14 protein-coding genes are annotated in these 13,573 nt (G+C 64.9%); 8 read left to right on the plus strand and 6 right to left on the minus strand.

Translation table 11 applies throughout. The annotated features are described in order from the left end of the window. Window positions 1-109 precede the first annotated feature (109 nt). On the plus strand, window positions 110-1,090 hold the full coding sequence (gene galE, locus ACN6KF_RS20360) for a UDP-glucose 4-epimerase GalE (RefSeq protein ID WP_434958592.1): 981 nt from the start codon (window positions 110-112) through the stop codon (window positions 1,088-1,090). Between the two features lie 87 nt (window positions 1,091-1,177). On the opposite strand, the gene ACN6KF_RS20365 is transcribed toward galE, so the two are convergent. Then, the gene (locus tag ACN6KF_RS20365) at window positions 1,178-2,170 is read right to left on the minus strand and encodes a 3'-5' exonuclease (RefSeq protein WP_434958593.1); all 993 of its coding nucleotides are present in this window, start codon (window positions 2,168-2,170) and stop codon (window positions 1,178-1,180) included. A 333-nt stretch (window positions 2,171-2,503) separates the two neighbouring features. Here ACN6KF_RS20365 and tsaD point away from each other — a divergent pair, with 333 nt between their 5' ends. The 3 genes from tsaD to ACN6KF_RS20380 are packed head-to-tail and all read left to right on the plus strand — an operon-like array spanning window position 2,504 to window position 4,967. Continuing rightward, complete coding sequence (gene tsaD, locus ACN6KF_RS20370; protein WP_434958594.1) at window positions 2,504-3,598, plus strand: tRNA (adenosine(37)-N6)-threonylcarbamoyltransferase complex transferase subunit TsaD; 1,095 nt, start codon at window positions 2,504-2,506, stop codon at window positions 3,596-3,598. Further along, the gene (locus tag ACN6KF_RS20375; RefSeq protein WP_434958595.1) at window positions 3,595-4,590 is read left to right on the plus strand and encodes an NAD(P)H-dependent glycerol-3-phosphate dehydrogenase; all 996 of its coding nucleotides are present in this window, start codon (window positions 3,595-3,597) and stop codon (window positions 4,588-4,590) included. Before tsaD ends, ACN6KF_RS20375 begins: the two co-directional genes overlap by 4 nt. A 26-nt stretch (window positions 4,591-4,616) precedes the next feature. Further along, entirely contained in the window at window positions 4,617-4,967 is a 351-nt protein-coding gene (locus ACN6KF_RS20380; RefSeq protein WP_434958596.1) for a RidA family protein, read from the plus strand. A gap of 11 nt (window positions 4,968-4,978) precedes the next feature. Here the strand turns inward: ACN6KF_RS20380 and ACN6KF_RS20385 are convergent, their stop codons facing one another. The 5 genes from ACN6KF_RS20385 to ACN6KF_RS20405 all read right to left on the minus strand — a co-directional run bounded on the left by ACN6KF_RS20385 (window position 4,979) and on the right by ACN6KF_RS20405 (window position 9,031). Next, window positions 4,979-5,287, minus strand: a complete 309-nt coding sequence (locus ACN6KF_RS20385) for a type II toxin-antitoxin system RelE/ParE family toxin (RefSeq protein WP_434958597.1) — start codon at window positions 5,285-5,287, stop codon at window positions 4,979-4,981. Between the two features lie 5 nt (window positions 5,288-5,292). Further along, complete coding sequence (locus ACN6KF_RS20390) at window positions 5,293-5,559, minus strand: type II toxin-antitoxin system ParD family antitoxin (RefSeq protein ID WP_434958598.1); 267 nt, start codon at window positions 5,557-5,559, stop codon at window positions 5,293-5,295. A gap of 61 nt (window positions 5,560-5,620) precedes the next feature. After that, the gene (locus ACN6KF_RS20395) at window positions 5,621-6,577 is read right to left on the minus strand and encodes a tyrosine recombinase XerC (RefSeq protein ID WP_434958599.1); all 957 of its coding nucleotides are present in this window, start codon (window positions 6,575-6,577) and stop codon (window positions 5,621-5,623) included. A 53-nt stretch (window positions 6,578-6,630) separates the two neighbouring features. After that, window positions 6,631-7,917, minus strand: a complete 1,287-nt coding sequence (locus ACN6KF_RS20400) for a multidrug effflux MFS transporter (RefSeq protein WP_434958600.1) — start codon at window positions 7,915-7,917, stop codon at window positions 6,631-6,633. Window positions 7,918-8,089: 172 nt separating this feature from the next. After that, entirely contained in the window at window positions 8,090-9,031 is a 942-nt protein-coding gene (locus ACN6KF_RS20405; RefSeq protein WP_434958601.1) for a helix-turn-helix domain-containing protein, read from the minus strand. 84 nt (window positions 9,032-9,115) lie between these two features. Here ACN6KF_RS20405 and ACN6KF_RS20410 point away from each other — a divergent pair, with 84 nt between their 5' ends. The 4 genes from ACN6KF_RS20410 (at window position 9,116) to ACN6KF_RS20425 (ending at window position 13,572) form a co-directional block, all read left to right on the plus strand. Then, window positions 9,116-10,399, plus strand: coding sequence for an ABC transporter substrate-binding protein (locus tag ACN6KF_RS20410; protein WP_434958602.1), 1,284 nt, complete (start codon window positions 9,116-9,118; stop codon window positions 10,397-10,399). A gap of 197 nt (window positions 10,400-10,596) precedes the next feature. Then, the gene (locus ACN6KF_RS20415; RefSeq protein ID WP_434958603.1) at window positions 10,597-11,457 is read left to right on the plus strand and encodes a carbohydrate ABC transporter permease; all 861 of its coding nucleotides are present in this window, start codon (window positions 10,597-10,599) and stop codon (window positions 11,455-11,457) included. Then, on the plus strand, window positions 11,454-12,287 hold the full coding sequence (locus tag ACN6KF_RS20420; RefSeq protein ID WP_434958604.1) for a carbohydrate ABC transporter permease: 834 nt from the start codon (window positions 11,454-11,456) through the stop codon (window positions 12,285-12,287). The genes ACN6KF_RS20415 and ACN6KF_RS20420 overlap by 4 nt, the downstream gene beginning before the upstream one ends. 196 nt (window positions 12,288-12,483) lie before the next feature. Continuing rightward, window positions 12,484-13,572 carry an ABC transporter ATP-binding protein gene (locus tag ACN6KF_RS20425; RefSeq protein WP_434958605.1) on the plus strand — a complete coding sequence of 363 codons (1,089 nt, stop codon included), beginning with the start codon at window positions 12,484-12,486 and terminating at the stop codon, window positions 13,570-13,572. Window position 13,573: the final 1 nt, after the last annotated feature.

The raw sequence follows: 13,573 nt of genomic DNA on the forward strand, positions 1-13,573 counted from the left end.
AGGTAAATCTTGGTTAACAGTAGTGACGCGCCCGACAGGTCAATCGCAGCGAGAAGTCCCGGTACGCGGGAACCGGATCGATTGAGCCCCGGCAAGTATGGGAACCAACATGACTCGTGTTCTGGTAACTGGTGGCGCCGGCTATATTGGCAGCCACGCCTGCAAGGCCCTGGCCCAGGCAGGTTATGACCCCGTCGTCGTCGATAATCTCTCTTTGGGCCATGCCGATGCGGTCAAATGGGGTCCGCTGGAAGTCGGCGACATCCGCAACAGTGCCTTCCTCAACAAGGTGATCACCAAATACAAGCCCGAAGCGGTGATGCACTTCGCGGCCAGTTCCACGGTGGGCGAATCGGTCGCCGATCCCGCGAAATATTATTCCAACAATGTCGTGGGCTCGTTGACCCTGCTCGAGGCCGTGCGCCAGAACGAGATCGAGACCTTCATCCTGTCCTCGACCTGCGCGACCTACGGGGTTCCGGCCAGCCTGCCGATCCTGGAGAGTGCGCCGCGCAATCCGATCAGCCCCTATGGCGCGACCAAGCTGGCGGTTGAGCATGCTCTGGCCGACTTCGGCACCGCCTATGGCTTGAAATGGGCGGCGATGCGCTATTTCAACGCCGCCGGCGCCGACCTCGACGGTGAGCTGGGCGAAAGGCACGAGCCGGAAACCCATGTCATCCCGCTCGCCATCCAGGCTGCGCTCAGCCACCGCGCCGTCTTCAATGTGCTGGGCCGGGACTATCCTACGCCCGACGGTTCGGCGGTCCGTGACTATGTGCATGTCGCCGACATCGCCGACGCCCATGTGCGCGCCATCGACTATCTCAAGGCAGGCGGCGAAAGCGCAGCCTTCAATCTCGGCACCGGGATCGGCACTTCGGTGATCGAGATCCTCGAGGCGGTACAGCGCTGCACAGGCCGCAAGCTCGACATCCGTTTCCAGCCGCGGCGGCCCGGCGATCCCGCCAGCCTCTATGCCGCGGCCACCAAGGCGGCCGAACTGCTGGGCTGGCACCCCCAGCATCGCGAGATCGACACCATCGTGGGCAGCGCCGTCACCTGGTTCCGGCACAATCTGGCGGCCTGATCTTTTCGCGATCGTTGCGGGCTCATTCGATGAGGTCGGGCAACCTCGCCGAAGAGCCCAAAAACACGTCGAAGACCCGCCAGCCGATCAGGCCTTGAACCGGTCCGTGGCTGCCAGGCGCTGCGTCAGGGGCCTGGCCTCCGGCCATTGGTAGATCTCGGCGCGCAGGAATTTCAGCTCCGCCTCCGCCTCCTCTTCGCCGACTTCGGTCCACCAGCTCTTGGGCTGGCCATTGCTGCCGTCGTTCCAGCGATAACCCCGAGCCTTGAGCCGCTCCTTCATGTCGAAGGGGCTGTTGATCGCCGAGATCCTGATGCGCGCGCGTTCCGATGCCTTCAACAGCTCGGCAAAGGGCACCGTCCTGCTCTCCCCGCTTGGCAGGGCCAGAACCTCCAGCAGCGCATGACAATCGTCAACGGCTCGATGCCCGTTGTGGAAATAGCCCGATTGTCCCAGGAGATAGCCGAGCTTGGTGCCTTCGAAGCCGCGGTCGGACCAGGCGATCTCGACATTCGAGCATGCCCAGGGCTTGGGTGCGAATCCCGGCGCGAAGCGCTCGCAGAAGGGACGGTCGAACCGCGCATTATGAGCGATGATCAGGTCCGCCGGCTCGATGAAGGCCTCGACCTCCGCCGGCGAGATCGCCTTGCCGGCCACCATGGCGTCGGTGATGCCGGTCAGCCTGGTGATCTCGGGCGGGATCGGCTCCTGAGGCTGGCGCAGGGCATTGAAGATGCCGACGACGTCGCCGACCTGCCCGGAAGGATCATAGGTGACCGCCACCATGCCCAGTTCGATGATCTCGTTCTTCTCATGGTCGAGGCCCGTGGTCTCGGTATCGACGATCACCGCCAGGCGCGGAAATCTGCTCTTGTCCCACGAGACGACGGAGCGCGGCTCCAGCTTGCGCTGGATGCGGTAGCGGCCGGTTGCTTCCAGCATGCTGACCAGCGTGGCCTCGTCGAGAGCCTCGTGCTGGCGGGCCGGCACGGGTGCGGGAGGCGCACGCTTGGCTCGAATAGACGGCGCCCGCCTTTCCGGAAGCGCCTCGGTCCGAAACATGTCGAATTGTTCGCCCATGCTTCCCCCTTTCCCACCGACTCAATGATCCCGGCAATGGTTAAACGCTTTAGCGTTTTCGGGGACGGGCAAGCAAACCCCAGCGGGCCGTTTTCCCCCGCCAAGGCCGATCTCCAGCGTGGAGCGCCTGCACCGGACGTCGAGATGGGCGCGATCACCCACAAGTCCCTCCCATTTCGAACGCGGCAATTTCCGCCCGGCGACCCGCCGCGCGCGCTCGCATTGCTGAAACGGGAGCCTCCTGCGCTCGGCCGGCATGGCCACTCCCCCTATCCCCGCGAGCGGATCGTGCTATAGGGAGAGCCATCAACTCCTCAGGTACCTGCCCGCCCCATGCTCGTTCTCGGCATCGAAACCACTTGCGACGAAACCGCCGCCTCTGTCGTCATGCGAAATCAGGACGGCGAAGGCGAGATTCTGTCCAATGTCGTGCTGTCGCAGATCGCCGAGCATGCCGCCTATGGCGGAGTGGTGCCCGAAATCGCTGCTCGCGCCCATGTCGAGGTGCTCGACCACATCATCGAGCAGGCCCTGGAAGAAGCGGACATCCGCTTCGACAGGCTCGACGGCATCGCCGCCGCGGCGGGCCCCGGCCTGATCGGCGGCGTGATCGTCGGCCTCACCACCGCCAAGGCCCTGGCGCTCTCGCTCGGCAAGCCGCTGATCGCCGTCAACCATCTGGAGGCGCATGCGCTGACCCCGCGCCTCACCGACCAGGTCACTTTTCCTTATCTGCTGCTGCTGGCCTCCGGCGGGCACACCCAGCTTCTGGCCGTGCGCGGCCTCGGCGACTATGTCAGGCTTGGAACCACCATCGACGATGCCATTGGCGAGGCCTTCGACAAAACAGCCAAGATGCTAGGCCTGGGCTATCCCGGCGGCCCCGCCGTCGAGGCCCAGGCGATGAGCGGCGATGCCGCCCGCTTCGCCTTTCCCCGGCCGCTGCAGGGACGGCCAGATCCGAATTTCTCTCTGTCGGGACTGAAGACGGCCGTGAGGCTCGAAGCCGAAAGGCTGGCGCCGCTTGCCGCCAAGGATATTCGCGACCTCTGCGCCTCCTTCCAGGCAGCGGTGGTTGACATGGTGGTCGACCGCACGCGCGTCGGCCTCAGGCGCTTCCGCGAAACCGCCGGCCAATCCCCCAGCGCCCTGGTGATCGCGGGCGGCGTCGCTGCCAATCTCGCCATCCGGCGCGGCCTGCAGCGCCTCGGCGCGGAGACGGGCCTGCGCATCGTGATGCCGCCGGCTGCCCTGTGCACCGATAACGGCGCCATGATCGCCTGGGCTGGGGCCGAGCGTCTAGCCGCCGGCCTCACGGATGGCCTCGACGTGAGCCCGCGGGCCCGCTGGCCGCTCGACCCCAACGCACCCGGCGCGGGCAAGCAGGGCCTCGGCAAGGCCGGCGTCGGCAAGGGAGCGAAGGCTTGAGCGGCTCGGGCTCGAAAAGCATCGGGGTGATCGGCGCCGGCGCCTTCGGCGCTGCGCTGGCCTGCGCCGCCGCACGCGCCGGCCGTCATGTCAGCCTGTGGGGCCGCGATGCCGCCGCCATGGCCGAGTTGGTGGATACGCGCCGGCTCTCGAGGCTCGATGGCCTCGCTCTGCCCGAAGCCATCAAGCCGACCGCCGATCTCGCCGAGGCCGCCCACGCCGACATCTTGATCCTGGCCGTTCCCACCCAGGCCCTGCGCGACGTCTGCGGGCGCCTGGCCGCCACGGTGGCGCCGAATACGCCGCTCATCCTGGCCGCCAAGGGCATCGAGCGCTCGAGCGGCGAATTCGTCTCGCAGATCGCCACCGAGATCCTGCCAGGCTGCATCCCCGCCGTGCTCTCCGGACCGGGCTTTGCCGCCGACATCGCCAAGGCCTATCCGACCGCCCTGACGCTGGCCTGCGCCGACGGTGCCCTCGGCGAGCGCCTCGTCCGGGCCATCGGTTCCCCGACTTTCCGGCTCTATAACACCGACGATTTGCGCGGCGTGGAGATCGGCGGGGCGGCCAAGAACGTCCTCGCCATCGCGGCCGGCATCGCCGCCGGGCGCGGCTTCGGCGAGAGCACGGTGGCGGCCCTGCTCGCGCGCAGCTTCGCCGAACTCACGCGGTTCGGCCTCGCCTTCGGCGCGCGCCCGGAGACGCTGGCAGGCCTGTCGGGCCTCGGCGATCTCATCCTCACCGGCACCTCCTCGCGCTCGCGCAACCGGCGCTTCGGCGAGGAACTCGGCAAGGGAATCGGCATGGAGACGGCGATCGCCGATGTCGGTCTGGCCGAGGGCGTCTGGACCGCCCCGATCCTGGCGCGCATGGCCCGGGAAAGGCATGTCGACATGCCTGTTGCCACCGCCGTCGCCGATTTGGTGGCCGGCAAGGCCAGCATCGACCAAGCCATCAAGCAATTGCTGTCGCGCCCACCGCGCGCGGAGTAACTCGTTCAACAAAACTGGAGACTGACATGACCCTGAAGCGTATCGGCGCCGGCAACCGCATGAGCGACGCCGTCATCCATGGCGACAAGATTCACCTGTCCGGCTATGTCGCCGAGACCACGGTCGGCAAGTCGGTAAAGGAACAGACCGCCGACATCCTCGCCCAGATCGACGAGACGCTGCGCGAGGCCGGCACCGACAAAACCAAGGTGATCAAGGCCAATATCTGGCTGACCGACATCGGCACCTGGGCCGAAATGAACGAAGCCTGGGACGCCTGGGTGGTTGCCGGCCAGGCTCCGGCCCGCGCCACGGTAGAAGCCAAGCTCGCCGGCCCCGGCCTTGACGTCGAGATCATGGTCGAAGCCGCGCTGTAAGCGCAGGCCATTCAGGATTTGTCGCGCCAAAGCCTTTCGAAATCCTGGCCGCCATAAAAGATGCCGTGGACGACGACCGCGGCATCATCGACTGTGAAGGCGATTGCCACCCGGCGTTCGAAGCCCAAGACCCGCAGTCCGGGGCGAAGATCGTTGCGCTGGGTGCCTCGAAGGGGAAAGGTCTCCAGCCCAAGGCAATAATCGATCACTCGCTCGATATATCTGCCGGCCGTCTGAGGTCCGGCTTCCACCGCGATGTATTGCTGCAGGTCCCGGAGATGCCGTTCCGCGCGCGGCGTAAACTTGACCTCATGGGGCATGCAGGTCAGGACGCCCGCAAATGGAGAGCCATTCGGCGTTTCAGTTCCGCACCATCAATGGCAGTGGTTGGATCGGCCTTGTACTCGTCATAGCTTTTCACGACCTCGTCTCTCAGCCATTTTTCCAGAGCCGCGTCGCGGGCCTGCAAACTGCGCAGGCCATCTCGGATGACCTCACTTTCGGTTGCGTACTCACCGGAAGCGACTTTTTGTTTGACCATCTGCGCCATGTCATGAGGCAGTGTGATGCTGAGGGATTGGGTCGAACGCATGATCAGGACCTCCGTTATCAGACCTTAACATAGCGCACGATTTAATCCTACTGAGCAGCCGTCATGCTCGCGCCCTGGGATGGGCCGACTGGTAGACCCGCATCAATTCGGTGGCGTCGACCTTGGTGTAGATCTGCGTGGTCGACAGGCTGGCATGGCCGAGCAGTTCCTGGATCGAGCGCAGATCGCCGCCACGCCCGAGCAGGTGGGTAGCGAAGGAATGGCGCAACGCATGAGGCGTAGCGCTGTCCGGCAGGCCGAGCGCGCCCCGAAGATGCTGCATGGCATATTGGATGATGCGCGGCGACAAGGGCCCTCCACGCGCGCCGACGAAAAGCGGCTCATCAGGCCCGCCCGGGAAGGGCAGGATTTTCAGATATTCCTCCACCGCCCGCGCCACCGGGGCGATCACCGGCACCGAGCGCATCTTGTTGCCCTTGCCGGTTACGGTCAGACTGTCGCGCCCGCTCACCGGTGCATCCTTGCGCGTCAGGCCAAGTGCTTCGGAAATGCGCAGGCCGGCGCCATAGCACAGCGCCAGCACGGCGGCATCGCGGGCCAGGATCCAGGGTTCGCGTGCCTCGCCCATGCGGGCATCGGCCGAGGCGACCTTGCGGGCGGCCTCGGGCGACAGCGGCTTGGGCAGGCTCTGTGGCAGCTTGGGCCCGCGTACGGCCGATAGTGCCGCGCTGGCACCATGGCCCTGGCGTTCAAGGAAGCGGGCGAAAGCCCGTGTTGCCGCCAACGCCCGCATCAGCGAACGGGGCTTCAGGCCATCGGCCCGGCGCGCGGCGAGGAAAGCCCTGACGTCGCGGGGTGCCAGGGATGCGATCTCGTCCAGCCCCGGCGGCTCGCCGAAATGGCCGGTCAGGAAGCGCAGGAAGGTGGTGACATCGCGGTCATAGGCCTCGACCGTCTTGGGGCTCATGCGCCGCTCGACGGCAAGATAGGCAAGCCATTGCACCTTGGCGGCGGCAAGGTCCGGCGCGGCGATGAGGACAGGAGGCGAAGCGTTCATGCAGCCAGTGTGGCTGAAAAAGGTGAGCGGGAGGTTAGAGCCTCCCACTTTCTTCACTCCCCCGCCACGATCACCGGGGTCGCGATCGGAGTTGGAACCGCCACCTCGCGTTCGCTCGACCACACCAGCACCAGCATGCACAGGCTGGAGAGGCCGAGATAGCCGCAGGCGAGCGGGAAGATGGTGCCGTCATAGGCCTCGCCGATCAGCGCGCCGATCACGGCGCCCATCAGCGTGGTGACGCAGCCGATGAAGGAGGAGGCGGTGCCGGCGATATCGCCTACCGGCTCCATCGCCAGGGCGTTGAAATTCGGCATGGTGAGGCTGAGCAGGAAATGCGCCACACCCATGACGATGCCGAAATAGATCAGCGGCGGCCGTCCCTGGAACAGCACGGCGAGACCCAGCAGCAGCATCGCCGTCAGCCAGAAGCCGATCATGCCGAAGCGCGACAGCCGGTGCATGCCCAGGCGCCTCACCAGCCGCGAATTGGCGAAGGAGGCCAGCCCCATGCAGATCGCGATCAGCGCGAAAGCCAACGGGAAGAGCGGGCCGAGCTTGTAGATGTCGGTCTCGAAGATCTGCTGGGACGAGCCGAGATAGGTCATCAGGCAGCCCATGGCCAGGCCCATCGCCAGCATGTTGGCGAAGGAGGCACGCGTAACAACCACCCGGCGCATGCCGCTCGCGACCGCGGGCAGCGACAGCGGCCGACGATATTCGGGATGCAGCGTCTCGGGCATGCGCAGGCCGAACCAGGCCACCACCACCAGCACCAGCACCAGCATGCTCATGAAGATGGTGCGCCAGTCGCCGAGCATCAGGAAGGCGCTGCCGGTGGCCGGCGCGATCACCGGCACGATGATGAAGATCATCAAGGTGAGCGACATCACCCGCGCCATCTCGCGGCCCTCATAGCGGTCGCGCACGATGGCGATGGAGAGCACGCGCGCCGATCCGGCGCCGAGGCCCTGGATGGCCCGGGCGACCAGCAGCACCTCATAGCTGGGCGAGAAGATCGCCAGCAGGGTGCCGGCGGTATAGATGCCCAAGCCGATCATCAGCACCTTGCGGCGGCCGATCGAATCGGAGATCGGCCCCCAGGCGAGCTGCATGATGGCAAAACCCGCCATATAGGCGGTGATGATCAACTGCATGCGGTTGGCATCGGCAATGCCGAATTCCGACCGCACGGCGGAGAAGGCTGGCAGGAGATTGTCGATGGAGAGGGAACTGAGCCCCATCATCAGGGCAATCACGAGAACAAATTCGGCAAAGGACGGCTGGGGCTCCCGCCGCACGGCAGGCTCCAGCGCCGCGCCGGCAACGGGACGGGGCATGGAAAACTCGGAAATGTGAAAATCTATAACCGGCGGGGCAATGAAGCGGCGCTCAGATGACAGATCTGTAGCATACCAATCGTGACGAAAAGGTGATTTTTTCGCCACAGAGGCAAATATTTCAAGTGAATTGATAAAATTTGGGCAGATGACAGCCCGTGCCCGCCAGCCCCTAAGATACCGTCCCCGGCTCGACCGGCGCTTCGAGAGGCGAAAGCGCGGGACGCTCGCACTGTCCGCTGCGTCGAAAATCGGAGGGCGACATGCCGGCGATCTTGCGGAAGCTCTTGTTGAAACCCGAGAGGGAGCCGAAGCCGGACTCCATCGCCACGCGCAGGATGTTGCCGTCGCCGCTGATCAGGCGCGCCTGCGCATAGGACAGGCGCAGCAGGCTGACATAGTCGTTCAGCGTCATGCCCGTGCATTTCTTGAACAGGCTCATGGCATATTTGGGATGGAGGTCGGCGGCCGCCGCGATGTCGGTGCTGTCGATATCGTCGAGGAAATTGTCGGCGATAAAGTCACACAGGCTGCGAACATGGCGCAGGGCCTGCGGATCGCCGGCGCTGGCCTGGCCGACACGGCTGTCGAGGCTGGGCACCAAGGCATAAGGCTCGAAACGCACCCGTTCCAGCCGAAGTAGCAACTCGCTCACTGCATGCTGGGCGCGCACCATGTCGCCGGAGCGGGTATAGCCGTTCCAGCGCGCGAAATTGGCACTATCCGAAGAGTCGGTCTCGTGGATGAGCAGAGTTGCCCCGGCCATCAGGCGAGCGGGTACCTCCTCGGGCAGGCGCAGCCGAAAGAAGTGCACCAGCGGCAGATGCGCGCCGGCATAGACGGCGTCATCGGAGGCATCGTCCATCTGGTGCGGCAGGCCGCCCCAGAACAGCACCATATTGCCCGCCTCCAGCCTGAGCTCATAGCCGGCCATGCGATAATGCACCCAGCCCTGGACGATGAAATTCACCTCGACCTGGGCGTGCCAGTGAGGCGAGAGCATGACGCGCGGCGTATTGTGGAAGGTCTGCAGCACGGTCGGCAGGTTTTCGACGCTGTTGGCCGTCGGCTGATAATAGGAGCGCTCCTGCATCTTACTTTCAGGCAAGTCCATCTTCCCTTTATCGCAGACAGGCAGTGCTACCTGCCTAAAGTAGCTTCCCGCCACACAAGAGCAAATGAAAAGGGGAGGAATGACATGCGCAAGACGATCGGCTGCGCCGCGCTGGCAGTTGCTGCGGGCCTTCATGCGTCGACGGCCTTGGCCCAATCGGGGGAAATCCGGGTCTGGAGCTGGGATATCGCCGCTGCCTCGCTCAAGGCCAACATCGAAGGCTTCAACAAGCAGTTCCCCAATGTGAAGGTCACGGTGGAGGATCTCGGCAACGCCCAGGTCTTTTCCAAGACCCAGGCCGGCTGCGCCGCCGGCGGAGCAGGCCTGCCCGACGTCGTCTCGATCGAGAACTACAAGGCGGAGAGCTACTGGAACCAGTTCCCCGACTGCTTCGCCGACCTCAAGCCGCTGGGCTACACGCCGGAGGTCGCCGGCAAGTTCGCCGATTTCAAGCGGGCGGAGCTGGAGAAGGGCGAGGCCGCCTATGCCATGCCCTGGGATTCCGGCCCCGTTGTGATGTTCTACCGGCGCGACCTCTACGAGAAGGCCGGCGTCGACCCGGCCAGCATCAACACCTGGGATGATTTTATCGCCGCCGGCAAGAAGGTCACCGCCGCCAATCCCGGCGTGACCATGAGCGCCACCGACCTCGACGGCGACGGCACCACCGAATGGTTCCGCATGGTCGGCAACGAGCAGGGCTGCAACTATTTCGCCTCGGACGGCAGCGCCGTCACGGTCAACGCGCCGGCCTGCGTCGCCGTCTACGACAAGCTCAAGCAGTTGAAGGAGGCCGGTACCATCGTCTCGGCCGGCTGGTCCGACAAGATCCAGTCCCTGAAGGCCGGCAAGGTGGCCACCATCATGTTCGGCGGCTGGTATGAGGGCACGATCCGCACCAACGCCCCCGAGCTCGCCGGCAAATGGGGGGTCTACCGCATGCCGAGCCTGACAGCGGATGGCCCGCGCGCCGCCAATATCGGCGGCTCGTCGCTGGCGATCCCCGCCGGCTCGAAGAACAGGGAAGCAGCCTTCGCCTTCATCAAATACGCCCTCTCCACCGATGAGGGCCAGGTCACCATGCTCAAGGCCTATGGCCTGGTGCCCTCGCTGAATTCGGCGCTGGAGGATCCCTATGTGAAGCAGGGCCAGCCCTATTGGGCCAACCAGGCGATCTGGACCGACATTCTCGCCACCCTGCCCAAGATCAAGTCCACCCATGGCACCGCGTTCCTCAACGATGCCGAGGCGGCCCTCAAGACCGTGCAGACCAAGTTCCTGGGTGGCGGCTACCCCGATGCCAAGGCCGCGCTGGACGATGCCGCCAACCAGATCTCGTCCGCCTCTGGGCTGCCGGTGGCGCAATAGGGGAAGGGCACAGGGGCTACCCTCCCCTGGAGGGGGAGGGTCGGCATGAAAGGCCGGGGTGGGGTGAAGAACCGCCAACCCCGACAAAGGTGGCCATTCACTTCCAGCGAAGAAGTCACCCCAACCCGACGCTTCGCGTCGACCCTCCCCCTCTAGGGGAGGGTAAGACTGCCCCCTCTCCCAGCGGAGACCATCCGATGCAGCGGCACAATCGCGCGGCCTATGGCTTCCTCGCGCCCTATCTGGCGATCTTCCTCGCCTTCTGGATCTGGCCGATCATCTCCTCCTTCGTCATATCCCTGCATCAGACGCGGGTATCGCCCTGGGTGTTCAAGCCGGCGGCGAATTGGGGGCGCCTGATCTCCGATCCCGCCTTCTTCAACGCCTTGAAGAACACACTGATCATCCTCATCATCCAGGTACCGGTGATGATCGGCCTGGCCACCTTGATCGCCGTTTTTCTCAACTCGCCTTTGCTCAAGGCCAAGGGCCTGTTCCGCTTCGCCTTCTTTGCCCCGGTCGTGGTGGGTGAGGTCGCCTATTCGGCGGTATTTCGCTTGATCTTCGCCCAGGATTTCGGCGTGGTGAACAAGTTGCTTGCCTCCGTTGGCCTGCCCGCGATCGACTGGCTCTCCAATCCGACCGCCGCGCTGGCCCTGGTGATGATCGCCCTGACATGGCGCTGGACCGGCTACAACGCCATCATCATTCTCGCCGGCCTGCAGTCGATACCGGGCGACGTCTATGAGGCGGCGACGCTCGACCGCGTCTCCAAGCTGCGCCAGTTCATCCACATCACCCTGCCGCTCCTGAAGCCGGTGATCACTTTCTGCGTCATCCTGTCCGTCTCCGGCACCATGCAGCTCTTCACCGAGCCCTTCCTGATCACCAATCATGGCGGGCCGGGCGGGGCGACGGAAACCCTCGGCCTGCTGCTCTACCGCCAGGCCTTCCTCTCCGGCAATGTCGGCTACGCGTCCGCCATCGCCTACACCATCGCAGGCCTGGCGGTGATCATCTCCCTCGTCCAGCTGCGCCTGTCGAGGGAGCCGAAATGACCCGGTCCAATCGCCAAAGGCTCAACGCCGTCATCCTGCACGCCCTCATCGCGCCGATGGCTCTCGTCTGGCTCTTCCCGCTCTGGATGATGGGCGTGTTCGCCACCATGCCCGACTACGGCATCTACGCGCCAGGCCTGTCGTTCTGGTTCGGCTCGAATTTCCTCGACAACCTCGCCAACCTGCAGCGCACGACCAATTTCCTGCATGCCATGATCGTCTCGGTCATCGTCGGGCTCGCCTATACCGTGCTCTCGGCCGGGCTGACGGCCATGGCCGGCTGGGCTCTCGCGCGCTACCGCTTCTTCGGCCGCGGCGCGGTGCTAGCCATCATCCTCGGCACCATCTCCCTGCCCTTCTTCGTGGTGATCATCCCGCAATTCATCCTGGTGGCCCGTGACCTCGGCATGGCCAATTCCTGGTTCGGCCTGATCGTGCCACCTTTGTTCAACTCGCTCGGCGTGCTGTTCATGCGCCAGGCCTTCACCATGATGCCATCCGAACTCTTCGACGCCGCGCGGGTGGAAGGCGTCAGGGAATGGCGCATCTTCCTGTTCGTAGCGCTGCCGCTGGCGCGCCCGACCCTGGCGGCGCTCTGCATCATCCTCTTCCTGACGAGCTGGAACAACTATCTGTGGCCGCTGCTGATCGCCGGCGACAAGGCGATGTTCACCGCGCCGGTGGCCCTCGGCAGTCTCATCGGCATCTCCAATGTGAGCTGGGGCGGCATCATGGCCGGGGCCGTGCTGCTGACCGCGCCCATGCTGGCCGTCTTCCTCATCCTGCAACGCCACTTCATCGCCGGCATCGCGGCCGGCGCCGTCAAGTGAGGAAAAGAGGAAGAATGCTTAGATCGCTTTGTAACTGTCATTCCCGGCGCCGCCACAGGCGGCGGGAAGGGAATCCAGGGTTCCCATCGAGACCTTGGCCCCTGGATCCCCTTCCCACGACCTTCGGTCGTGCCGGGGATGACAGGAAAGCCTCATTTCCCACTCTCGCCAAGCAAGCAAAATAGGAGCGACCGATATGGCAGGCCTTACGCTCCGTTCCGTCATCAAACGCTTCGGCACTTTCGAGATCATCCACGGCGTCGACCTCGACATCGCCGATGGCGAGTTCGTGGTCTTCGTCGGCCCTTCCGGCTGCGGCAAGTCCACCTTGCTGCGCATGATAGCCGGGCTCGAGGACATTTCCGGCGGCGAGATCACCATCGGCGGCCAGGTGGTCAACGAGGTCGAGCCCGCCGATCGCGGCATCGCCATGGTGTTCCAGTCCTACGCCCTCTATCCGCATATGACGGTGGAGCGAAATCTCTCCTTCGGCCTCAGGATGAATGGCAATCCCAAGGTCGATACCGACCGGCGGGTAATGCGGGCCGCAGAAATCCTGCGCATCACCGATCTCATGCAGCGCCGGCCCAAGCAGCTCTCGGGCGGCCAGCGCCAGCGCGTGGCGATCGGCCGGGCGATCGTACGCGATCCTAAAGTCTTCCTGTTCGACGAGCCCCTGTCGAATCTCGATGCCGAATTGCGGGTGCAGATGCGGGTGGAGATCGCCAGGCTGCACCGCGAACTCGGCGTGACCATGATCTACGTCACCCACGACCAGACCGAGGCGATGACCCTGGCCGACAAGATCGTGGTGCTGCGGGGCGGCAATGTCGAGCAGGTTGGGCGTCCGCTCGAGCTCTACGAGGATCCCGCCAACCGTTTCGTCGCCGGCTTCATGGGCAGCCCCAAGATGAATTTCCTGGCGGGTCGCGTCGTCGCGGCCGAGACAGGAAGCGTGACGGTCGAGCTGGTCAACCAGAAAGGCGCCCGCCTCGCGGTGCCGCTCTCCGGTTCGGCGCCGGCATCGGGCGACGAGGTCGCCATCGGCATCCGCCCCGAGCATTTCGAGCCGGCGGGCAGTGGCGACGCCGATCTCGCCATCGAGGTCGACATGGCCGAGCATCTGGGTGCCACCTCCTATGTCTATGCCGGCACCGGCTCCGCCGAGCCGCTCATCATCCAGCGCGACGATTCCCGCCAATGGGCCGAGGAACGTGAGCTCACCGTCGCCATCCCCCGCCATCGCGCTCTGCTGTTTGCCAAGGACGGCCAACGCCTGCGCTGAG

This window comes from Labrys methylaminiphilus subsp. lupini (genome assembly GCF_051161885.1).
Lineage (GTDB): Bacteria > Pseudomonadota > Alphaproteobacteria > Rhizobiales > Labraceae > Labrys.

Bases quoted from the DNA above. Each gene is read 5' to 3' on its own strand.
- galE (WP_434958592.1), top strand. From the start codon at position 110: ATGACTCGTGTTCTGGTAACTGGTGGCGCCGGCTATATTGGCAGCCAC.
- ACN6KF_RS20365 (WP_434958593.1), bottom strand. From the start codon at position 2,170: ATGGGCGAACAATTCGACATGTTTCGGACCGAGGCGCTTCCGGAAAGG.
- tsaD (WP_434958594.1), top strand. From the start codon at position 2,504: ATGCTCGTTCTCGGCATCGAAACCACTTGCGACGAAACCGCCGCCTCT.
- ACN6KF_RS20380 (WP_434958596.1), top strand. From the start codon at position 4,617: ATGACCCTGAAGCGTATCGGCGCCGGCAACCGCATGAGCGACGCCGTC.
- ACN6KF_RS20385 (WP_434958597.1), bottom strand. From the start codon at position 5,287: ATGCCCCATGAGGTCAAGTTTACGCCGCGCGCGGAACGGCATCTCCGG.
- ACN6KF_RS20390 (WP_434958598.1), bottom strand. From the start codon at position 5,559: ATGCGTTCGACCCAATCCCTCAGCATCACACTGCCTCATGACATGGCG.
- ACN6KF_RS20395 (WP_434958599.1), bottom strand. From the start codon at position 6,577: ATGAACGCTTCGCCTCCTGTCCTCATCGCCGCGCCGGACCTTGCCGCC.
- ACN6KF_RS20400 (WP_434958600.1), bottom strand. From the start codon at position 7,917: ATGCCCCGTCCCGTTGCCGGCGCGGCGCTGGAGCCTGCCGTGCGGCGG.
- ACN6KF_RS20405 (WP_434958601.1), bottom strand. From the start codon at position 9,031: ATGGACTTGCCTGAAAGTAAGATGCAGGAGCGCTCCTATTATCAGCCG.
- ACN6KF_RS20410 (WP_434958602.1), top strand. From the start codon at position 9,116: ATGCGCAAGACGATCGGCTGCGCCGCGCTGGCAGTTGCTGCGGGCCTT.
- ACN6KF_RS20415 (WP_434958603.1), top strand. From the start codon at position 10,597: ATGCAGCGGCACAATCGCGCGGCCTATGGCTTCCTCGCGCCCTATCTG.
- ACN6KF_RS20420 (WP_434958604.1), top strand. From the start codon at position 11,454: ATGACCCGGTCCAATCGCCAAAGGCTCAACGCCGTCATCCTGCACGCC.
- ACN6KF_RS20425 (WP_434958605.1), top strand. From the start codon at position 12,484: ATGGCAGGCCTTACGCTCCGTTCCGTCATCAAACGCTTCGGCACTTTC.